This is a genomic window from Sphingobium sp. TomTYG72 (genome assembly GCF_055394715.1).
Window position 1 is genome coordinate 44,718 of record NZ_AP027336.1, and the last position, 20,536, is coordinate 65,253.

Genomic DNA, 20,536 nt, shown 5'->3' on the forward strand with positions numbered 1-20,536 from the left:
GAAAGCCCACCCCCGGCCCCTCCCGCTTGCGGGAGGGGGGAAGAGTATGAAATGACCCAATCGACCGCCACTTTCGTCAACATCGGTGAGCGCACCAACGTCACCGGATCGGCCAAGTTCAAGAAGCTGATCATGGCGGGCGACTATGCCGCCGCCATCGATATCGCCCGCGATCAGGTGGAGAATGGCGCGCAGATCGTCGATGTGAACATGGACGAAGGCCTGCTCGACGCCGTGGAGGCGATGACGACCTTCCTGAAACTCATGACGTCGGAACCGGACATCAGCCGCGTGCCGGTGATGATCGACTCTTCCAAATGGGAAGTGATCGAGGCGGGGCTGAAATGCGTGTCGGGCAAGCCGATCGTGAACTCGATCAGCATGAAGGAGGGCGAGGAAGCTTTCCTGCATCATGCCCGCCTCTGCATGGCCTATGGCGCGGCGGTGGTCGTCATGGCCTTCGATGAGACGGGGCAGGCGGACACGCAGGCGCGCAAGGTCGAAATTTGCGAGCGCGCTTACAAGCTACTGATGTCGATCGGCTTTCCGCCGGAGGATATCATCTTCGATCCTAACATTTTCGCGGTGGCGACGGGGATCGAGGAGCATAATAATTACGGGGTCGACTTCATCGAGGCGTGTCGGGAGATCAAGGCGCGCTGCCCGTATGTCCATATTTCGGGCGGGCTGTCGAACTTCAGCTTCTCCTTCCGTGGCAATGAGCCGGTGCGCCGGGCGATGCACTCGGTCTTCCTCTACCACGCCATTCCGGCGGGGCTGGACATGGCGATCGTCAACGCCGGGCAGCTGGACGTCTATGACGCCATCGACCCCGCGCTGCGCAAGGCGTGCGAGGATGTGCTGCTGAACAGCGATCCCGAGGCGGGCGACCGGCTGGTGGAACTGGCCGAAAGCTTCAAGGGCAAGGATGCGGCGTCCGAAAAGGCGGCCGAGGAATGGCGCGGCTGGCCGGTCGCCAAGCGGCTGGAGCATGCGCTGGTCAAGGGCATCGACATGTATGTGGTCGAGGATACCGAGGAAGCCCGCTTGGCCGCCGTGAAGCCGATCGAAGTCATCGAAGGCCCGCTGATGGACGGCATGAATGTCGTCGGCGACCTGTTCGGCGCGGGCAAGATGTTCCTGCCGCAGGTGGTGAAATCCGCCCGCGTCATGAAGAAAGCGGTGGCGCACTTGCTGCCCTTCATCGAAGCGTCGAAGGAGCCGGGCGCGAAGGGCAAGGGCCGGATCATCATGGCGACCGTCAAGGGCGACGTCCATGATATCGGCAAGAATATCGTCGGCGTCGTGCTCCAGTGCAACGGCTTTGAAGTGATCGACATGGGCGTGATGGTGCCGTGGCAGGACATCATCAAGGCGGCGAACGAGAATGATGCCGACATGATCGGGCTGTCCGGCCTGATTACGCCGTCGCTCGATGAGATGGTGACGGTGGCGCAGGAAATGCAGCGCGCCAACATGACCATGCCGCTGCTGATCGGTGGGGCGACGACTTCTCGCGTGCATACGGCGCTCCGCATCGATCCCGCTTTTACCGGGCCGGTCGTCCATGTGCTGGATGCCAGCCGCGCGGTGGGCGTGGCGACGGCGCTCGTGTCCGAAACGCAAAAGGCCGACTTCGTCCAGAAGACCAAGGACGATTATGACCACGTCCGCAAGGCGCGCGAAGGCAAGGGGCAGAGCCAGCTGCTGTCGATCGAGGATGCCCGTGCCAACGCATTCGAGATGGATGAAACGCTGAAGGCGCCCCGTCCGCTGCTGCCCGGTATTCACAGCTTCCCTGATTGGGACCTAAAGGACCTGATCAACTATATCGACTGGACGCCCTTCTTCCGCGCGTGGGAACTGGCGGGCAATTATCCGGCTATCCTTGAGGACAAGGTCGTCGGCGAAAGCGCGACCAGCCTGTTCAACGATGCACTGAAGATGCTGGACAAGATCGTCAGCGAGAAGTGGCTGACGGCGCGCGGGGTCGTGGGGCTGTGGCCGTGCCGTCGCGAGGGCGATGACATCATCGTCCATGTCGAGGATGAAAAGCATGTCACGCTGCCGATGCTGCGCCAGCAGATCGCCAAGCGCGAAGGCCGGGCGAATATGTGCCTTGCCGACTTCATCAGCCCCAATGGTGACTGGATGGGTGGGTTCGCCGTGTCGATTCACGGCATCGAGCCGCATCTGGCCCGCTTCAAGGCGGCTATCGATGACTATTCCGACATTCTGCTAAAGGCGCTGGCCGACCGTCTGGCGGAAGCCTTTGCCGAGCGGTTGCATCATTATGTCCGCACTGCTCTGTGGGGCTATGCGGAAGGCGAGCAGCTGACCAACGAGGCGCTGATCCGCGAGCAATATCGCGGTATTCGTCCGGCGCCCGGCTATCCGGCTTGTCCGGAGCACAGCCTGAAGTCGCTGCTGTTCGACATGCTCGATGCGCATCATGCGACGGGCATCACGTTGACGGAGAGCTTCGCGATGCTGCCGACCGCAGCGGTCAGCGGCTTTTACTTTGGTCACGCGCAGGCCGAATATTTCGGCGTGGCGCGCGTGGGCAGGGACCAGTTGGAAGATTATGCGCAACGGCGCGGGATCGACCTGGAAACAGCGGAGCGTTGGTTGCGGCCGAACCTGGATTGAGGGAGCGTCACCGTTTGACCCTATATGCCTCAAGATTGTTTCTGCTGACGGGGCTGATCGTCGCCGCAGCGGGTTGCGCGCATGATCGGGACAGCCGCCCCGATACTGCGATTCCTGTCGGGGCGTCTTATGTGGCGATGGGCAGTTCCTTTGCCGCAGGGCCGGGCATAGCGCCTTCTGCCGGCAGCAAGCCGGTCATGTGCGCGCGGTCGGCCAATAATTATGCTCAGCAGCTGGCGAAGCGCCGGGGGCTGCGGCTTGCCGATGTCAGTTGCAGTGGGGCGACGACACGCGGCGTGCTTGATGGGTGGGCGGGGATTGCGCCTCAGATCAATGCGCTGACTCCTGAGACGCGGCTGGTCACGATCACCATCGGCGGCAATGACGTGGGCTATATCGGCGGATTGATGGCGGCATCCTGTGCCCAAGCGAACGCGGCGAGCAGTGTCCGCTGTCCACCTGCGCTTCCAGCTACCGAGGAGAAATGGGCGGCGCTGGAGGCCGCGTTGCGCCGGATCGCGGCCGAGGTGCGGCAGCGTTCGTCCCAGGCACGGCTGGTGTGGGTCGACTATCCCGTCGTGTTGCCCGAGCGGGGCATCTGCCCGGCGACGCCGCTTACTGCCGAGCAGGCGGATGCGGCGCGTGTCATGGCGAAGCGACTGGCCGCGCTGACGGCGCGCGTGGCGAAGGAGGCGGGCGGGTCGATCCTTGCCGCATCACGGCTGACGGCCGGGCATGACGCCTGCGCGCCCGATCCGTGGATGAGCGGCTATCCGATGCCCGGCAAAACGGTCGGCGCGCCTTATCATCCGACGCTGCCGGGCATGACGGCGATCGCCGACGCGCTCGACCGAATGCTGGACAAATAAGCCTGCGCTATCGCTTCTCGTGGTTCGCCGCGACGGCCTTTGCCACTGCCTGCATCAGTTGCCAGCGGACCGGGATGGGCTCGGTCGTGCTGCCGATCATCACCGCCACGGCATAGCTGGTGCCGTCGGGCGCAGTCATGATGCCGATGTCGTTATAGCCGGTGGAGCGGGCGCCCAACTGCTGACCCGTGCCCGTCTTGTGCAGATAGCGCCAGCCAGCGGGCACGCCGCCCTTGATACGCTGCGGCCCGGTCTTTGCTTCGCTCATGATGGACATCAGCAATTGGGCCGAAGCGGGGGACAGCATGTCGCCTTCCTTGAGCTTTGCGAGCGCATTGACGATCGAAACCGGTGCCGCGCCATCGGGCGGGCTGGCGAGATAATTATCAAGCGCCTTCGCTCGTGCCGCCATCGGCAGCCTGGCGCGGGCCGCGTAGAAATTGCGGCCGATCGAATAATCCTGCCGCCATTCAAGGCCGGCGGTGGTGGCCTGCAGCAGCCGTTCCCCAGGCCCGAAGCGAACATCCTTTATGTAGCGCCGGGAAAGATAGGATCGCACAGCCTCCGGCCCGCCAACCGCGCGTAGCAGGGTGTCGTTCGCCGTATTGTCGCTTTGCATCATCGCCCGGCGCATCAGGTCGGAATAGGTCGTCGTCCAACCGCTATTCCCCACCAGCGCGGCACTTGGCTGGTGGAACAGCGTCAGATCCTTCCGCGTGATTGTTGCCGAATCGGACAGGCGGATCTTGCCGCGATCCACCGCGTCGAGGAACGTCATCGATACCCAGAGCTTCGACACGCTCTGTTGCGGAAAGAGCGAGTTGCCATTCCACGCTACCGTCCAATCACTGCCGATGCGGCGAACGGCGATGCCGACTTTCCCGTTGAAGCTCTGACCCAGATTGCGGACGACGCTGACGAGCGCAGGGGGCGGCGTTTCGCGTTGATCGACGTCCAGCGCCTGGAAAGGCTTTGGCGGATTGGCGACAGGCTTGATGGGGAAGGTTGATGTCGTCGGTTGTACCCGCTGCGTGGCACGGGCCTGATGTTCAACAGGCGCGCTGACACAAGCCGAAAGCGCCGCCATCAACAACACAAGACGGACCGAACCGCCATAAGGACGCGCGTCGCGCCCGTCATTTCCATTCTTCATCTGCGTCCCCGCGCTCTCCCTACCTCTCTTGGTGGCGCGAGCCCTTCGGCTGACAAGGTTCATGCGACGAATGATTCCACAATTGCGATGTAAGGAGCCTGAACGGAATGCTTCTTGCGCTCAGTTAAGGTTAAGCCGTGGCCGGTGATGGAGACGGGATGAAAATCGAGGTTATGGACCGGCGAACGCTCTTGCTGGGTGGCGCGGCTGCGGCGGGCACACTGATGTTCGGCAGTGCCGCCACGGCGGCGCCGTTCGCGTCGCGCAGGATCGCCGTGACGGTTCGGGGCGCCGGACGCGACGTGATATTGATAGCGGGGCTGGCGAGCGGGCCGGGGCTGTGGAACGGCGTGATGGCGGCTTTGCCGGGCTATCGCTGGCACCTTGTCCATGTGCGTGGCTTTGCCGGATTGGCCGCCGATGCCAATGCCAGCGGACCTTTGATCCAGCCGCTGGCAGACGAGATTGCGCGCTACATCAGTGCGACCGGGCTGCGGCGGCCAGCGGTCGTGGGACATTCCATGGGCGGCACGCTGGCGATGATGCTGGGGCTGAAAGGGGTGGCTGGCAGACTGATGGTGGTCGATATGCTGCCGGACGGCGCGGCCATGGTGGGCGGCACGGCGCGCGGCATGGGCTATCTGGCCGATCAACTTAGCCAATATTTTACCGGGACCAAGGCGGGACGGAGTTACCTTGCGCAGATATTGGCGCAAGCTCCCGGTGCGAGGGGCAGTGACCCGGACGTCATCGCCAATGCGCTTCGCGACCTCGCCAATATCGACCTTGGTCCGCAGCTTGGCCGCATCAGCGTGCCCATGGACGTTATTTATGCCACCGGGGCCGATGCCGCCCAAGCGGCGCAGATCGGCCGCAACTTCCGCGCGGCCTATGCTGCCAAGAAGGATTTGACGCTGACGCCGATCGGGCCGGGCGGCCATGTCATCATGGCGGATCAGCCTGCGCGGTTCAGCGCGGCGGTGAAGCAATTCCTGTCCAGTTGAGCCGCCCACCGTCAGGGCGCCAGCACCGTGTCCACTGCTTCAGGCAACATGTCGGGATAGTCCAGCGTGTAGTGCAGGCCACGGCTTTCCTTGCGGCGGAGCGCCGAGCGGACGACCAGACGGGCGACTTCCAGCAGGTTGCGCAGTTCGATGAGGTCGGGCGTCACGCGGAAATGGCCGTAATATTCGTCCACTTCCTTGGCGAGCAGGTCGATGCGGTGCTGGGCGCGCTCAAGCCGCTTGGTGGTGCGGACGATGCCGACATAGTCCCACATGAAGCGGCGGATTTCCTTCCAGTTATGCTGGACGATGACCTCTTCATCGCTGTTGGTGACGCGGCTTTCGTCCCATGGCCGGATTGGCGGGGGGGCGGGCAGATCGTCCCAATGGGCGCGGATGTGCCGCGCCGCCGTCTCGCCGAACACGAAACATTCGAGCAGCGAGTTGGAGGCCAGACGGTTGGCGCCATGGAGGCCGCTTTCGGTGACTTCGCCAGCGGCATAGAGGCCGGGCATGTCGGTGCGGCCATCCAGATCGATGATCACGCCGCCGCAGGTATAATGCTGCGCCGGGACGACGGGGATCGGCTCCTTGGTGATGTCGATGTCGAGATCGAGCAGCCGGGCGTAGATGGTCGGGAAGTGCTGCCTGACGAACTCCGGTTCCTTGTGGCTGATGTCGAGATGGACATAGTCTAGGCCGAGGCGCTTGATTTCATGGTCGATGGCGCGGGCGACGACATCGCGCGGCGCAAGTTCGGCGCGGGGGTCGAAGCGGGGCATGAAGCGCTCGCCGCCGCCGGGGACGCCGGGGGGGAGCTTCAGATGCCCGCCTTCGCCGCGCACGGCTTCGGTGATCAGGAAATTCTTGACCTCCAGATTATAGAGGCAGGTCGGGTGGAACTGGTTCATCTCCATGTTGGAGACGCGGCAGCCCGCGCGCCAGGCCATGGCGATGCCATCGCCCGTGGCGCCACGCGGGGCGGTGGAGAAAAGGTAAGTGCGGCCCGCGCCGCCGGTGCAGAGGATCGTCGCCTTGCCCAGCAGCGCGTCGACATGCTTGGTCCGCTTGTTGAAGGCGTAGACGCCCCAGACATGACCGTCGCCCGAATAGCGCTCGCCATGGCGGGAGGTGATGAGGTCGATGGCGACCATGTCTTCGATCAAGGTGATGTTGGGATTGGCGCGGGCGGCTTTCAGCAGCGCGACTTGCACCGCGTGGCCGGTGGCGTCGTCGACATGGACGATGCGGCGGTGGCTGTGCCCGCCTTCGCGGGTCAGGTGCCAGCGTTCGCCGAACTCCTCGCCGCCGTTGAAGGGGACGCCGAGTGCCGCCAGCCGGTCGATGGCGGCTGGGGCTTCGGAGACGACGAACTCCACCGTTTCGCGGTTGTTGAGACCTGCGCCCGCGACCATGGTGTCGTTGACATGCGCTTCGAAACTGTCGCCCGCGTCGAGGACGGCGGCGATGCCGCCTTGCGCCCAGTTGGTCGAGCCGCTGTCGAGCGCGGCCTTTGCGAGGACGATGACCTTGCGGTCTTGCGCCAGGTTGATGGCGACGGTTAGGCCTGCTGCGCCGGAGCCGATGATGACGACGTCGTGGGTGGTGGTGGGCATTACTTCTACTGCTCCCCTCCCGCTTGCGGGAGGGGCCGGGGGTGGGCCTGCGCAAGGGTGGTTTGAATGTGCGACACGACGCCTTCAAGATTTTTCATCACATCGGCATTGGAAAAGCGCAAGATTTGATAGCCTAGGGAGCGACAGTAATCTTCTCGATGCTGATCATACGCTACGCGGTGGTCATGGCTTCCCCCATCGATCTCGATGATGAGGTCCAGTTCGCGACACAGGAAATCGGCGAAGTAAGGACCTATCGGCATCTGGCGGCTGAATTTGTGGCCGAGTTTGCGAGCGCGGAGTTGTTGCCACAGAAGGCGTTCGGGAGTCGGGGCGGTGTTTCTGAGCTCTTTGGCGCGAGGGGTGTTGCGTGGTTTGAAAGGTTGCGCTGGCCCACCCCCTAACCCCCTCCCGCCAGCGGGAGGGGGAACAGGTATGCCACCTGTCACGCCGCTGCCGTCAGGTTGAGGAATACATCCTCCAGGTCCGGGTCCCTTGTGACCACATCCACGATGGAGAGCCCGCTCGCCTGCACGGCGCTCAATACCTGCCCGGCGTTGGCGCGGTCCTTCATGTAGGTGATGGTCAGGGTGCGCGGGTCGGAGAGTTCGACCTTTTCGAAGCAGGGGGCGTCCGGCGCGGCGGTGATGTCGCGGTCGACGGTCACCTGCACGACCTTTTCCTGCGCCATCGCGATCAGTTCGCGGGTGGGCTTGTCGGTGATCAATCGGCCGTGATTGATGATGCCGATGCGGTCGCACAGCTCTTCGGCTTCTTCGAGATAGTGCGTCGTGAGGACGATGGTCACGCCCTGCGCGTTAAGTTCGCGGACATAGGCCCAGAGCTGCTGGCGAAGCTGGACATCGACGCCTGCGGTCGGTTCGTCCAGCACGAGGATCGGGGGCGAGTGGACCATCGCCTTTGCCACCAGCAGGCGGCGCTTCATGCCGCCGGACAGGGTGCGGGCGTAGGCGTTCGCCTTGTCCTCCAGATGGACGGCGCGCAGGAGTTCGAGCGAGCGGCGGCGTTCCTTTGGCACGCCATAATAGCCTGCCTGATTCTCCAGCGTTTCGAACGGCGTGAAGAAGGGATCGAAGACGATCTCCTGCGGTACGATGCCAATGCTGTTCTTGGCATTGCGGGGGTTCTGGTCGATGTCGAAGCCCCAGATTTTCGCGGTGCCGCTGGTCTTGTTGACGAGGCCAGCCAGGATGTTGATCGTGGTCGACTTGCCCGCGCCATTGGGGCCGAGCAGGCCGTAAATCTGGCCACGCGGGATGGTGAGGCTGATATTGTCGAGCGCGCGCTTGCCGCCAGCATAGACTTTGGTGAGGTTGGTGATCTCGATCGCGGCTTGGGTCGTTTCGGTCATGGCTGATCTCTATGGGGATCGCGGGCGGGTAAGGAAAGAGGTGGGCGGGGCGAAGTTCACACCGTTGTCGGGCGAGTTACATGGCTGGATTGCGGCGTCAGGTCGCGCGCGGCGGGCGTGGTCGGGGAAGGCTGTTCCATCCGGCAGGATAGATCAGGGGAAATCCTATTTTGAAAGGGGCAGGTGACGCTCGCGGGTCACGAAGTCGGCGAGGGTGCGGGAATAAAGCTGATGTTCGGCGATGAGGATGCGCGCGGCGAGGGTGTCGGCGGTGTCGCCGGGGAGGATGGCGACCTCCGTTTGGGCGAGTACCGGGCCGTCGTCCAGCTCGCTGGTGACGACATGGACGGAGCAGCCTGCATGGCTGTCGCCTGCGTCGAGCGCCTTCTGGTGGGTGTCGAGGCCCTTATATTTGGGGAGGAGGCTGGGGTGGATGTTGAGCATCCGGCCTTCCCATCCCGCGACGAATTCGGGGGAGAGCAGGCGCATGTAACCGGCGAGCGCGACATATTCCGCGCCAGCCTTGCGTAGCTGCGCGTCGATGATCTGGTCGAACTCGGCGCGTTTCAGGCCCTTATGGCTTTGGGCGAAGGTGGGGATGCCTTCCGCTTGGGCGAGGGTGAGGCCAGCGGCTTGCGGGTCGTTGGCGGCGACGAGGACGATTTCATAGGGGCAGGAGGGATGCTTGGCGGCGTAGAGCAGCGCTGCCATGTTGGACCCTCGCCCGGAAATGAGAATGCCGACTTTGGCCTTTTGCATCGATTCCCCGTTCGGGCTGAGCTTGTCGAAGCCCCTCCCTTTCTTGAAGAGAAGTGAAGCCCTTCGACAAGCTCAGGGCGAACGGTTTTTCCTATCTTGGGCGTCTGATTACCCCAAATGCGTGGCGGTCCAGTCGGCCTTGGCGCTCCAGGTCTCCTGGCTTCCCTTCACGGTGCAGCCCTTGTCGCCCGCTTCGACCATGCCGACGCGGACGACGGTTTCGCCTGCGGCTTCGAGTTCGGCGGTAACGGCGTCCGCCGCGTCAGCGTCCACCGCCAGCACCATGCCGACGCCGCAGTTGAAGGTGCGGGCCATTTCTTCCGGTTCGATATGGCCTTGCGCTTGCAGGAACGCCATCAGGCGGGGCTGTTCCCAGCCGTCGGCGTCCACCACGGCATGGCAGCCTTCGGGCAGGACGCGGGGGATGTTTTCGAGTAGGCCGCCGCCGGTGATGTGGGCCAGCGCGTTGATCTTGCCGCCGCGCACCAGCGGCAGCAGCGGCTTCACATAGATGCGCGTCGGCGCCATCAGCGCGTCGATCAGCAGTATTTCATTGTCGAAGATCGCGGGGCGGTCGAGCTTCCAGCCCTTGTCCGCGGCGAGGCGGCGGACGAGCGAGAAGCCGTTGGAGTGGACGCCCGAGGAGGTGAGGCCGAGCAGGACGTCGCCTGACTTCACCTTGTTGCCGGTGAGCGCCTTCGACCGTTCAACCGCGCCGACGCAGAATCCGGCGAGGTCATAGTCGCCTGCCGCGTACATGCCCGGCATTTCGGCGGTCTCGCCACCGATGAGGGCGCAACCGGCCTGCTTGCAGCCTTCGGCGATGCCAGCGATCACGCGTTCGGCGACGCCGCTCTCCAGCTTGCCGGTGGCATAATAGTCGAGGAAGAAGAGCGGCTCGGCGCCCTGCACGATGAGGTCGTTGGCGCACATGGCGACGAGGTCGATGCCGACACCGTCATGGCGGTCATGGTCGATCGCTAGCTTGAGTTTCGTGCCGACGCCGTCATTGGCGGCGACCAGCAGCGGGTCGTCATAGCCAGCGGCTTTCAGGTCGAAGAAACCGCCAAAGCCGCCCAGTTCAGCATCAGCGCCGGGGCGGCGGGTGGCCTTGGCCAAGGGGGCGATGGCGCGGACCAGTGCATTGCCTGCCGCGATATCGACGCCAGCCTTGGCGTAGCTGTAGGATTCGGTGTCGCTCATGCCCGCGCCCACTATAGCAATGATGCGGAAAACGGAACGGCAAATGGGTTGCCGCTTGGCAGATGGGGGAAATCTCGCCAAAAGGGCGCGCGTGAGCCTGTCCACTGCCTTCCAAAGCCAGATTTTCCGGCCTTCGTCGCTGATCCGCCGCTTGTCGCGGCCCGTCCAGATTCTGGGCGCGATCATGCTGGGCCTCGCTGCCGCAGCCTTGTTCGCGCAGATGGAGGGCGAACGCGGCGTGCCGCCGATCGCCAGCGGGGGCGATTATCAGGTTGGCGGCATCAAGGTCGATGTGCTGGGCAAGGACGCCAATAGCGCGCGCGTCGCGGGCTGGCGACTGGCGCAGCGGCAGGGCTGGCGGATGCTTTGGACGCGCACCCATGGCGCGGCCGGGGTGCCGAACCTGTCCGATTCGCAGCTGGAGGCGATGATTTCCGGCATCGAGATCGAATATGAGCAGATCGGGCCGACCCGCTATGTTGCGACGCTCGGCATTTTGTTCGATCGCGCGCGGACGGGGCAGCTGCTGGGCGTATCCGGCCATGTCATGCGCTCGCCGCCGCTGCTGGTGATTCCGGTGATGTGGGATGGCGGGTCCGCTGTTTCCTATGAGCGGATCAATGAGTGGCAGAAGGCTTGGGCGCGGTTCCGCACCGGGGACAGCGCGATCGACTATGTGCGGGTGAGCGGATCGATCGCCGACCCGATCCTGCTGAATGCGGGGCAGGTGGGGCGGCGCGGGCGGCTGTGGTGGCGCGTGTTGCTGGATCAATATGGCGCGGCCGATGTGGTGGTGCCGATCGCGCGGCTTGTGCGCGAATATCCAGGTGGTCCGGTGAGGGGCACTTTTACGGCGCGCTATGGGCCGGACGATACGTTGATCGGCAGCTTTTCCCTGCGCGCGTCGGCCGAGAGCGCGATCCCTCAGATGATGGATGAAGCGGCGCGGCGAATCGATCAGCTTTATACCGCTGCCCTTAATGACGGCCGTTTGCGGCCCGACCCGTCGTTGATCATTGAAGAGCCCGTCGATCCGGACGCGCTCGATATCGAAAATGCGACCGAGCTGCCGTTGGAGACGCTCGACACGCCGACGTCATCCGCGACCAGCAGCAGCGTTTCGATCCAGTTCGACACGCCCGATGTGGGATCGGTGGCGCAGGGCGAGGCGGCGGTGCGGTCCATCCTGGGCGTCAGGTCGGCGGCGACCAGCAGCCTTGCGCTTGGCGGAACTTCGGTGATGCAGGTCAGCTTCGACGGTAGCGTCGATGCCTTGCGCGCCGGGCTTCAGGCGCGGGGCTTCACCGTGTCCGGTTCCGGAAATGTGCTACGCATTCGGCGGGGCGGCGCGGCGCCTTCTGGAGCGGGAGCATCGGCGCCGCAATGAGCCAGATCAGCCTGCCGTTCGAATGGCCAGGGCAGGGGACGGACGATGACTTCCTGGTCAGCGACGCCAATCAGGTGGCCGTCCGCCATTTGGAAAATTGGCGCGAATGGCCGCTGGCGATCAGCGTGTTGAGTGGTCCGGCCCGGTCGGGGCGATCGATGCTCGGCCGCCGTTTCGTTGCCATGAGCGGCGGCATGGCGATCGACGATGCGCAGGGTCAGGAAGACCGGCTGCTGTTCAACGCCTGGAATGACGCGCAGACGAGCGGCAAGCCGCTATTGCTGATCGGGGACAGCGCGCCGACGTTGTGGGGTGTGGCTCTGCCGGACCTGCGATCGCGCCTGGCCGCCGCGCCGCATGTCGCGATCGAGCAGCCTGACGAACCGCTTGCCCGGGCGCTTGTCGAACGGGCGCTGGGCCGCGCCGGTTCGCGATATGCGCAGGATTTGCCGGAGTGGCTGCTGCGCCGAATCGAGCGCAGCTACGCCGCGATCGAGTCGGTGACGCGGCTGCTGAATGAGGCGGCATTGTCATCGGGACGTAAAATTTCTGTCGCTATGGCTAAAGAGAGTCTGCAAGCGGCTGGTTTCCTGCCTATAGTGGCGGACGATCCGCACCCCTCATCATAGTGAGAGAGACGTGGCCGAAGCTGATCCGTCCGCCAGCCTGACACTGCCCACCGACCGCTATTTCAACCGGGAGCTGTCCTGGTTGGCGTTCAACCAGCGCGTGCTGGAAGAGGCGATGAACCGCGCCCATCCATTGTTGGAGCGGCTGCGATTCCTGTCGATTTCTGGCGCGAACCTGGATGAATTTTTCAGCGTGCGCGTGGCGGGGCTGAAAGGCCAGCAGTTGCAGGATGTCGACATGCGGTCGGCCGATGGGCTGACCCCGGCGCAGCAGCTTACCGCGATCACCGATGAAACCGCGCGGCTGATGACGGCGCAGCAGAAGGTCTGGGGCGCGCTGCATGGTGAGCTGACGCGGGTCGGGATCGAGGTTATCGGCCCGTCGAGCCCGCTCGATCCGTCATGCGAGACATGGCTGCGGGAGCATTTCCTGGGCCAGATCTTCCCGATCCTGACGCCGCAGGCGCTGGACCCGGCGCATCCTTTTCCCTTCATCCCCAATCAGGGCCTGTCGATCGTCTTTGACCTCGAAAGGCTGTCGGACAAGCAGCCGATCCGCGAGTTGGTGATGATCCCGTCTTCGCTGGCCCGCTTCGTGCGTATGCCTGGCAATCCGGCGCGCTACATGGCGTTGGAGGCGGTGATCCGTCGCTTTTCGGGCGATCTCTTCCCCGGATACCGGGTGCGCAACAGCGGCGTGTTCCGAATCATCCGTGACAGCGACATCGAGATTGAGGAAGAGGCGGAGGATCTGGTCCGCTATTTCCGCAGCGCCATCAAGCGCCGCCGCCGGGGCCGCGTGATCCGCATGGAGATTGAGGAGCGCATTCCCGAGCCGGTCGAGGAAATGTTGCAGGACATGCTTCAGGGGCATGAGGCGATCATCGCCGAGGTCGAGGGCTTTGTCGGCATCGGCGACCTGAGCGGCATTGTCGAGGAAGACCGGCCGGATTTGAAGTTCGAACCCTATGCGCCGCGATTCCCTGAGCGCATTCGCGAATATGGCGGGGATTGCTTTGCGGCGATCCGGGCGAAGGACATTGTCGTCCATCACCCCTATGAAGCGTTCGACGTGGTTGTTTCGTTCCTGAAACAAGCAGCGTCTGACCCGGATGTGGTGGCGATCAAGCAGACGCTGTATCGCGCGGGCAAGCAGTCGGCGATCATCCGTGCGCTGATCGACGCGGCGGAGGCGGGCAAGTCGGTGACGGCGGTCGTTGAACTCAAGGCGCGGTTCGATGAAGAGCAGAACTTGATGTGGGCCGACGCGCTGGAGCGGGCTGGCGTGCAGGTGGTCTATGGCTTCATTGACTGGAAGACCCATGCCAAGGTGTCGATGGTCGTACGGCGCGAGGGCGAAGCGTTCCGCACCTACTGCCATTTTGGCACCGGCAATTATCATCCGGTGACGGCGCGCATCTATACCGATTTGAGCTTCTTCACCGCCGATCCGGCTTATGGCCGCGATGCCGCCGCGTTGTTCAACTATATCACCGGCTATGTCGAGCCGCAGGCGCTGGAGAAGCTGGTGATGAGCCCGCGCGACCTGCGCGATCGGCTCTGTCAGCTGATCGATGCGGAGATCGAGCATGTCCGCGCTGGCCGCCCCGGCGATATCTGGGCCAAGATGAACTCGCTGGTTGATCCGGCGATTATCGAGAAGCTGTATGCGGCCAGCAATGCGGGGGTTCAGATCGACCTGATCGTGCGCGGCATCTGCTGCCTGAGGCCGGGCGTGCCGGGCATGTCGGAAAATATCCGGGTGAAATCGGTTGTCGGCCGCTTTCTGGAACATAGCCGCATCACGGCGTTCGGCAATGGCAAGGCGCTGCCGAACAACGGGGCGAAGGTGTTCATCAGTTCAGCCGACTGGATGCCGAGGAACTTTGACCGCCGTGTCGAATTTCTGGCTCCTGTGGAGAACCCGACCGTTCACGACCAGATTTTGGACCAGGTGATGGTCGCCAACCTGATCGACACCGAACAGAGTTGGGAATTGGACAGCGATGGCCATTATGACCGGCTCGATCCGACCGACCGGCCCTTCAACCTGCATCGCTATTTCATGACCAATCCGTCGCTTTCGGGCCGGGGCGCGGCGCTGGACAGCGGGGCGGTGCCGACATTGCGCCTGCGCAGACGGGCCTGAACGGTCATGAATTCGATGCTGAGCCAGGTGCGCGCCATCGCCGAGACGATGGTGACCTCACCCGCCCATGCCAAGGCGCGCACGGCGATCATCGACATCGGGTCCAACAGCGTTCGGCTGGTCGTCTATGACGGGCCGCGCCGCATTCCCTTCATCCTGTTCAATGAAAAGGTGATGGCGGGGCTGGGCGCGTCGCTTGGGCGAACGGGGCGGATCGAGCCGGAGGCGATGGAGCGCGGATTGCGGGCGGTGGGGCGCTTTGCGCATCTGTGCCGCGAGATGGAGGTGCGGGACGTGCGCTGCGTCGCCACCGCCGCCGTGCGCGACGCCGCCAATGGCGATGAGTTTATCCGGCGCGCCAAGGACATGGGCCTCGAAGTCGAGTTGCTGTCCGGGAGGCAGGAGGCGGTGGCGGCGGCCTATGGCGTCTTGTCGGGCATACCCGGTGCGGATGGCATCGTCGGTGATCTGGGCGGCGGCAGTCTGGAGCTTGCGCGGGTGCGCGACGGTGCGGTGCATGAGACCATCTCGCTGCCGCTGGGTGTGCTGCGCCTGCCGCAGATCCGGGCGAAGGGGCCGGCCGTTCTGGAGCGGCAGGTGAAGAAGATGCTGGCGAAGGCGGGCTGGAATGCCGGGCCTGACCTGCCCTTCTATCTGGTGGGCGGGTCGTGGCGCGCGCTGGCCCGGTTCGACATGCAGCTGACCAACTTCCCGCTGCCGGTGGTGCATCAATATGCCATGCCCGCCGCGCGCGCGGAGCAATTGACGCGCATCGTGTCCCATGTGGGCCGGGCGCGGTTGAAGGATATTCCGTCGATCACCGGATCGCGCGTGCCGACTTTGCCCGATGCGGCGGCATTGCTGTCGGTGGTCGTCCGGCAGCTGAAATCCAGTGAACTGGTTGTGTCGGCCTATGGCCTGCGCGAAGGGTTGTTGTTCGAAGATCTGCCCCCCGACATTCGCACGCATGACCCGCTGCTGGTCGCGGCAGAGGCGGAGGGCGAGGCGCAGGGGCGCTTCGCGGGGCATGGGGACATGATCGATCGCTGGATCGGGCCGCTGTTCCGGGACGATGAGCCGTCATGGCGGCGCATCCGTAGGGCGGCTTGCTTGCTGGCCGATGTCGGCTGGCGCGCCAATCCGGATTTCCGCGCGGAACGTGGGGTGGAGATTGCCTTGCACAGCAATTGGGTGGGCATCACGGCGCCCGAACGGGCGATGTTGGCGCAGGCGTTGCATAGCAATTTCGGAGGGGCTGCCGCGCCGGTCGCTGGCATTGGCGAACTGGCCTCTGCCGCGGCGCTCAAGCGGGCGACCTTATGGGGGCTGGCGATTCGTCTTGGTCAGCGCTTGTCGGGCGGGGTCGAGGGGCCTTTGCTGGCGTCGAAGCTGGAGATGGTGGGCGACACGCTCGAATTGCGGCTGAAAGGCGTGGACATGGACCTGTTCGGCGAGGCGGTCGAGCGGCGGCAGCGGCATTTGGCGCAGGCCATGGGGGTTAAGTATCGGATGGCTTGGTGAGTGGGTACTAAGGACGGCCTGCTCCCTCTCCCCTTCAGGGGACAGGGCCGGGGCAACGCCAGTGTCTGACAGTCCCCTCTCCCGCCTTCGCTTCGCTCGGCACCCTCTCCCCTAAAGGGGAGAGTGGAAATGACAGCATTTACCCACCAACTTGCCCCCGCATCTATAAGGCCCTATTGCGCGCGCCCATGAACAGCAAGCACGCCCCCGACCCCGCTCTCCTCGCCAAGGCCGAAACGCTCGTGGAGGCGCTGCCCTATATGCAGCGCTATGCGGGGCAGACCTTCGTCGTGAAATATGGCGGCCACGCCATGGGCGATCCCGAAGCGGCGCGCGATTTCGCCGAGGATGTGGTGCTGATGAAGGCGGTCGGCATCAATGTCGTCGTCGTCCATGGCGGCGGGCCGCAGATCGGCGCGATGCTCAAGAAGCTGGGGGTCGAATCGCACTTTGTGAACGGCCTGCGTGTCACCGACAGGGAAACCGCGCAAATCGCCGAAATGGTGCTGGCGGGCTCCATCAACAAGGAGATTGTCGGCTGGATTTCCGGAGCTGGCGGCAAGGCTGTCGGCATTTCCGGCAAGGATGGCGGGCTCGTCCTGTGCGAGAAGGTTGGCGATACGCGCGCGCCCGATCCCAATTCGGGTATTGAGCGCAATGTCGATCTCGGCTTTGTCGGCGATCCGGTGAAGGTCGACCGGTCGATCCTCGACACGCTGACGCAGAGCGGCATCATTCCGGTCATCGCGCCGGTGGGCATTGGCGCTGACGGGCACACTTATAATGTGAACGCCGACACCATGGCGGGCGCGATCGCGGCGGAGCTTCAGGCTTCGCGCTTCTTCCTGCTGACCGATGTGGCGGGTGTGCTGGACAAGCAGGGGCAGTTGCTGACTGACCTCGACCCGGCGGCGATCAAGGTGCTGCAAGAGGATGGCACGATCAGCGGCGGGATGATCCCGAAGCTGGAAACCTGCGTGAAGGCGGTCGAGGGCGGCGTGGATGCTGCCGTTATCCTGGACGGACGGGTGCCGCATGCGATGCTGCTGGAGATTTTCACCAAGCGCGGTGCCGGTACTTTAGTGCGGCGGTGAGCCGGGGTTTTGGAAGCAGCGACCGTTCGCTTCGAGCGAAGTCGAGAAGCTGTATGCGCATCCGTATCTCGACTTCGCTCGATACGAACGGGGATGGGTCGCAAAATCCCAATCATCGGAAAGCACCTGCTCCCGGCTTGTCGCGGAGCCTGTCCCTCGGCTAGAGCAGCGGCAGTCAATTTGGAGACCGCATGGCCTACGCGCTCTATCAGATCATTGTCATCCTGCTCGATGTGCTGTGGTGGATCATCATCATCCAGGCGATCATGAGCTGGTTGATCGCCTTCAATGTCATCAACACGTCCAGCGACATCGTGCGCACGATCATCGTGGCGCTCGACCGGATGACGGCGCCGATCTACAATCCGATCCGACGGGTGATGCCTGATCTTGGCGCGCTCGACCTGTCGCCGATGGTCGTGCTGCTCGCCATCCTGATCATCCGACAGGCCATATTGCCGCCGCTCTTCGGGCTGGTGTGAGCGTCTGGAGGCAGGACGGTAACGACCTGCTGCTGTCTGTCCGGTTGACGCCGGGCGCGGCGCGTGAAGACATAAGCGGGTGCTGGACGGATGAGAAGGATGCGCAATGGCTGGGCGCGCGCGTCCGCGCCGTCCCGGAAAAGGGCAGGGCGAACGTGGCGCTCATTGCGCTGCTCGCCAAGACACTGGACTGGCCGAGGAGCGCGATTTCGCTGGAATCGGGTGACAGCAACCGGCTAAAGCGGCTTCGTATCAAGGGCGGTATCGACGCGCTGGCGCGCCTGTCCGCCATTATCAAGGAACGGGTTGAGGCAGCATGACCATCGGCAAGATCATCGACGGAAAAGCCTTCGCCGCCACGCTGCGCGCGAAAGTGGCGGACGGCGTCGCCGCCTTTGTCGAACGTACGGGGCGCAAGCCGGGTCTGGCCGTCGTGCTGGTGGGCGAGGACCCGGCCAGCTCGGTCTATGTCCGCAACAAGGGCAAGATGACGGTCGAGGCCGGCATGGAAAGCCTGGAGTTCAAGCTGCCCGCCAGCATCGGCGAGGATGCGTTGCTCGAACTGGTCGAGGAATTGAACGCCGATGACCGGGTGGACGGCATCCTCGTCCAGTTGCCGCTGCCCGACCATATTGACGAGGCGGCGGTGATCGGCACGATCGACCCGGCCAAGGATGTGGACGGGTTCCATGTCGTCAATAGCGGGCGGCTGGCGACGGGGCAGGAGGCGCTGGTGCCCTGCACGCCGCTGGGCTGCATCATGCTGCTGAAGGATGAGCTGGGCGATCTGTCCGGCATGGAGGCGGTGGTCGTGGGCCGGTCCAACATCGTGGGCAAGCCGATGGCGCAGCTGCTGCTTGCCGAGAATTGCACTGTCACGATTGCGCATAGCCGCACGCGGGACCTGGCTTCGGTCGTGCATCGCGCCGACATTGTGGTGGCTGCCGTAGGCCGCGCCGAGATGGTGAAGGGTGAATGGATCAAGCCGGGCGCCACCGTGATTGACGTCGGCATCAACCGCGTGACCGATACCGAGGATGGCAAGAGCCGGATCGTAGGCGACGTCGCCACGGCCGAGGCGCTGGCCCATGTGCGGGCGATCACGCCGGTGCCGGGCGGGGTTGGGCCGATGACGATCGCGGTGCTGCTGCGTAATACGCTGGTGGCGGCGCATGCGCGCGCGGGGCTGGCAAAGCCGGAGGGGCTGTGACGGCAAGGCGGACCGTCCTGATCGCGGCTTGCCTTGTCGGGCTGGTCGCGGCGCGGCCGCCGATGCGGCACCAGCCTGATCCCAGTTCCGTCTTCGCCGCAGAGATCGCCTTTAATCGTCTGGCGCGGGACAAGGGGCAGTGGACCGCCTTTCGCGAAACGGCGGCCGAGGATGCGGTGATGTTCGTGCCGCAGCGGGTGATGGCGAAACAATGGCTGAAAGGGCGGGCCGATCCGCCCAAGCCGGTGAGTTGGACGCCTGCTACCATATATGTGTCGTGCGACGGCAATCTGGCGGCAAGTACGGGTAACTGGCAGCGGCCGGATGGCTCTGTCGGCTATTTCACGACGATCTGGCGGCGGGACAAGCAAGGCGCGTGGAAATGGGTGCTGGATCATGGCGATACGCTTGCCGCGCCGCGTCCTGCGCCGGAGTTTCTGGTGGGGAAGGTCGCGACTTGCAAACGAGGTAAAGCGCCTGAGGCGGTGGGAGCCGAGGCGAAAGCAGCGGTGCCGCCTGCCGATGAAAGCCTGTTGTGGAATGCGGAGGTTGCGGCCGATGGTAGCCGCCATGTCATGGTGCGCGTCTGGAACGGCGCGGGGTATGATGTGGTGATCGACGACAGGGTGGCGGCGCCCGGAGCATGATCGAGCTGTTCATCTCCGCTTTCGTCACGCTGTTCGTGGTCATCGATCCGCCCGGCTGCGCGCCCATCTATGCCAGCCTGACGACCGGGGCGAGCCATGCGCAGCGGCGGGCGATGGCGATCCGCGCGGTTGGGATCGCGGCGGTGATCCTGTTTATCTTCGCGCTGTGGGGGAAGCAGCTGCTGGGGGTGCTGGGCATCGCGCTCGACAGCTTCCGGATCGCGGGCGGGATCATGCTGTTCATCATCGCGATGGACATGGTGTTCGAAAAGCGCACCCAAAGGCGCGAGGACCGGGCGCACAAGATCGCCGAGACGCCCGAGGTCGAGGATGTGTCGGTATTCCCGATGGCGATGCCGATGATCGCGGGGCCGGGGTCGATCGCCACCGTGATGCTGCTGATGTCGCAGGCCGAAGGATTGAGCGAGCGGTTGGTCGTCATGGGCGCGGTGCTGGTGACGCTGGTGCTGATGCTGGGCGCGTTGCTGGCGGCGGGGCCGATCATGGCGCGGCTGGGCAGCAAGATCGAGGCAGTGATTACGCGGTTATTGGGGGTGCTGCTGGCGGCGCTGGCTGCGCAGTTCGTGATCGATGGGTTGAAGGCGAGTTTTTGAGGTTCGGTTCGTTTTATCAAAGCCCTGCCCGTGGGGCTGAGCCGTTAGGAGCCACTCACTCCTCTTAAGAAAAGAAGAGCCCTTCGACAGGCTCAGGGCGAACGGAGTTTTTTGGGGAGGTGCCTCGCCCACGAAAGAAGCCGGGAGCGCTTGGGGCGCGTCCCGGCTCCGTTTGGTG

18 protein-coding genes and 1 pseudogene are annotated in these 20,536 nt (G+C 64.2%); 13 read left to right on the forward strand and 6 right to left on the reverse strand.

What is annotated here, in order from left to right:
* Positions 1–51 precede the first annotated feature (51 nt).
* Positions 52–2,649 (forward strand): methionine synthase, encoded by a 2,598-nt coding sequence (gene metH / locus ACZ5U1_RS00230; protein WP_464778868.1) that lies wholly within the window; start codon positions 52–54, stop codon positions 2,647–2,649.
* A gap of 14 nt (positions 2,650–2,663) precedes the next feature.
* Positions 2,664–3,518, forward strand: coding sequence for an SGNH/GDSL hydrolase family protein (locus ACZ5U1_RS00235; protein ID WP_464778869.1), 855 nt, complete (start codon positions 2,664–2,666; stop codon positions 3,516–3,518).
* 7 nt (positions 3,519–3,525) lie between these two features.
* On the opposite strand, the gene ACZ5U1_RS00240 is transcribed toward ACZ5U1_RS00235, so the two are convergent.
* Positions 3,526–4,671, reverse strand: a complete 1,146-nt coding sequence (locus ACZ5U1_RS00240; protein ID WP_464778870.1) for a serine hydrolase — start codon at positions 4,669–4,671, stop codon at positions 3,526–3,528.
* 158 nt (positions 4,672–4,829) lie between these two features.
* On the opposite strand from ACZ5U1_RS00240, the gene ACZ5U1_RS00245 reads away from it, so the two are divergent.
* Positions 4,830–5,675 carry an alpha/beta fold hydrolase gene (locus tag ACZ5U1_RS00245; RefSeq protein ID WP_464778871.1) on the forward strand — a complete coding sequence of 282 codons (846 nt, stop codon included), beginning with the start codon at positions 4,830–4,832 and terminating at the stop codon, positions 5,673–5,675.
* 11 nt (positions 5,676–5,686) lie between these two features.
* On the opposite strand, the gene nadB is transcribed toward ACZ5U1_RS00245, so the two are convergent.
* From nadB to purM, 5 genes and pseudogenes are all read right to left on the reverse strand, one after another.
* Complete coding sequence (nadB, locus tag ACZ5U1_RS00250) at positions 5,687–7,291, reverse strand: L-aspartate oxidase (RefSeq protein WP_464778872.1); 1,605 nt, start codon at positions 7,289–7,291, stop codon at positions 5,687–5,689.
* Positions 7,292–7,296: 5 nt separating this feature from the next.
* Positions 7,297–7,740 (reverse strand): endonuclease domain-containing protein, encoded by a 444-nt coding sequence (locus ACZ5U1_RS00255; protein ID WP_464778873.1) that lies wholly within the window; start codon positions 7,738–7,740, stop codon positions 7,297–7,299.
* Positions 7,737–8,663: an ABC transporter ATP-binding protein gene (locus ACZ5U1_RS00260; protein WP_464778874.1), complete on the reverse strand. Its 927-nt coding sequence runs from the start codon at positions 8,661–8,663 to the stop codon at positions 7,737–7,739. The genes ACZ5U1_RS00255 and ACZ5U1_RS00260 overlap by 4 nt, the downstream gene beginning before the upstream one ends.
* 186 nt (positions 8,664–8,849) lie before the next feature.
* Positions 8,850–9,422: pseudogene (purN, locus tag ACZ5U1_RS00265) on the reverse strand (phosphoribosylglycinamide formyltransferase); the annotation flags it as partial.
* A 108-nt stretch (positions 9,423–9,530) separates the two neighbouring features.
* Entirely contained in the window at positions 9,531–10,625 is a 1,095-nt protein-coding gene (gene purM, locus ACZ5U1_RS00270) for a phosphoribosylformylglycinamidine cyclo-ligase (protein WP_464778875.1), read from the reverse strand.
* Between the two features lie 184 nt (positions 10,626–10,809).
* Between purM and ACZ5U1_RS00275 the strand changes: the two genes are divergently transcribed.
* The 10 genes from ACZ5U1_RS00275 to ACZ5U1_RS00320 all read left to right on the forward strand — a co-directional run bounded on the left by ACZ5U1_RS00275 (position 10,810) and on the right by ACZ5U1_RS00320 (position 20,358).
* A complete protein-coding gene (locus ACZ5U1_RS00275) occupies positions 10,810–12,012 on the forward strand; it encodes a heavy-metal-associated domain-containing protein (RefSeq protein WP_464780056.1) in 1,203 nt (400 codons plus the stop codon).
* Positions 12,009–12,641: a P-loop NTPase family protein gene (locus ACZ5U1_RS00280; protein ID WP_464778876.1), complete on the forward strand. Its 633-nt coding sequence runs from the start codon at positions 12,009–12,011 to the stop codon at positions 12,639–12,641. The genes ACZ5U1_RS00275 and ACZ5U1_RS00280 overlap by 4 nt, the downstream gene beginning before the upstream one ends.
* A gap of 10 nt (positions 12,642–12,651) precedes the next feature.
* A complete protein-coding gene (locus ACZ5U1_RS00285) occupies positions 12,652–14,790 on the forward strand; it encodes an RNA degradosome polyphosphate kinase (protein WP_464778877.1) in 2,139 nt (712 codons plus the stop codon).
* A gap of 6 nt (positions 14,791–14,796) precedes the next feature.
* On the forward strand, positions 14,797–16,311 hold the full coding sequence (locus ACZ5U1_RS00290; protein ID WP_464778878.1) for a Ppx/GppA phosphatase family protein: 1,515 nt from the start codon (positions 14,797–14,799) through the stop codon (positions 16,309–16,311).
* A gap of 188 nt (positions 16,312–16,499) precedes the next feature.
* On the forward strand, positions 16,500–17,405 hold the full coding sequence (gene argB / locus ACZ5U1_RS00295; protein ID WP_230463238.1) for an acetylglutamate kinase: 906 nt from the start codon (positions 16,500–16,502) through the stop codon (positions 17,403–17,405).
* A gap of 191 nt (positions 17,406–17,596) precedes the next feature.
* Positions 17,597–17,887: a YggT family protein gene (locus ACZ5U1_RS00300; protein ID WP_196225267.1), complete on the forward strand. Its 291-nt coding sequence runs from the start codon at positions 17,597–17,599 to the stop codon at positions 17,885–17,887.
* Complete coding sequence (locus tag ACZ5U1_RS00305) at positions 17,884–18,207, forward strand: DUF167 domain-containing protein (RefSeq protein ID WP_464778879.1); 324 nt, start codon at positions 17,884–17,886, stop codon at positions 18,205–18,207. The genes ACZ5U1_RS00300 and ACZ5U1_RS00305 overlap by 4 nt, the downstream gene beginning before the upstream one ends.
* Entirely contained in the window at positions 18,204–19,097 is an 894-nt protein-coding gene (folD, locus tag ACZ5U1_RS00310) for a bifunctional methylenetetrahydrofolate dehydrogenase/methenyltetrahydrofolate cyclohydrolase FolD (protein WP_464778880.1), read from the forward strand. The genes ACZ5U1_RS00305 and folD overlap by 4 nt, the downstream gene beginning before the upstream one ends.
* On the forward strand, positions 19,094–19,744 hold the full coding sequence (locus ACZ5U1_RS00315; protein ID WP_464778881.1) for a Cif family virulence factor: 651 nt from the start codon (positions 19,094–19,096) through the stop codon (positions 19,742–19,744). Before folD ends, ACZ5U1_RS00315 begins: the two co-directional genes overlap by 4 nt.
* Entirely contained in the window at positions 19,741–20,358 is a 618-nt protein-coding gene (locus tag ACZ5U1_RS00320; RefSeq protein ID WP_196225271.1) for a MarC family protein, read from the forward strand. Before ACZ5U1_RS00315 ends, ACZ5U1_RS00320 begins: the two co-directional genes overlap by 4 nt.
* The last annotated feature ends 178 nt before the right edge of the window (positions 20,359–20,536 follow it).

Coding starts and splice junctions, on each gene's coding strand:
- ACZ5U1_RS00290 (WP_464778878.1), top strand. CDS start 14,797: ATGAATTCGATGCTGAGCCAGGTGCGCGCCATCGCCGAGACGATGGTG.
- ACZ5U1_RS00245 (WP_464778871.1), top strand. CDS start 4,830: ATGAAAATCGAGGTTATGGACCGGCGAACGCTCTTGCTGGGTGGCGCG.
- ACZ5U1_RS00300 (WP_196225267.1), top strand. CDS start 17,597: ATGGCCTACGCGCTCTATCAGATCATTGTCATCCTGCTCGATGTGCTG.
- ACZ5U1_RS00320 (WP_196225271.1), top strand. CDS start 19,741: ATGATCGAGCTGTTCATCTCCGCTTTCGTCACGCTGTTCGTGGTCATC.
- metH (WP_464778868.1), top strand. CDS start 52: ATGACCCAATCGACCGCCACTTTCGTCAACATCGGTGAGCGCACCAAC.
- nadB (WP_464778872.1), bottom strand. CDS start 7,291: ATGCCCACCACCACCCACGACGTCGTCATCATCGGCTCCGGCGCAGCA.
- argB (WP_230463238.1), top strand. CDS start 16,500: ATGAACAGCAAGCACGCCCCCGACCCCGCTCTCCTCGCCAAGGCCGAA.
- ACZ5U1_RS00260 (WP_464778874.1), bottom strand. CDS start 8,663: ATGACCGAAACGACCCAAGCCGCGATCGAGATCACCAACCTCACCAAA.
- ACZ5U1_RS00275 (WP_464780056.1), top strand. CDS start 10,810: ATGCTGGGCCTCGCTGCCGCAGCCTTGTTCGCGCAGATGGAGGGCGAA.
- purM (WP_464778875.1), bottom strand. CDS start 10,625: ATGAGCGACACCGAATCCTACAGCTACGCCAAGGCTGGCGTCGATATC.
- ACZ5U1_RS00280 (WP_464778876.1), top strand. CDS start 12,009: ATGAGCCAGATCAGCCTGCCGTTCGAATGGCCAGGGCAGGGGACGGAC.
- ACZ5U1_RS00240 (WP_464778870.1), bottom strand. CDS start 4,671: ATGAAGAATGGAAATGACGGGCGCGACGCGCGTCCTTATGGCGGTTCG.
- folD (WP_464778880.1), top strand. CDS start 18,204: ATGACCATCGGCAAGATCATCGACGGAAAAGCCTTCGCCGCCACGCTG.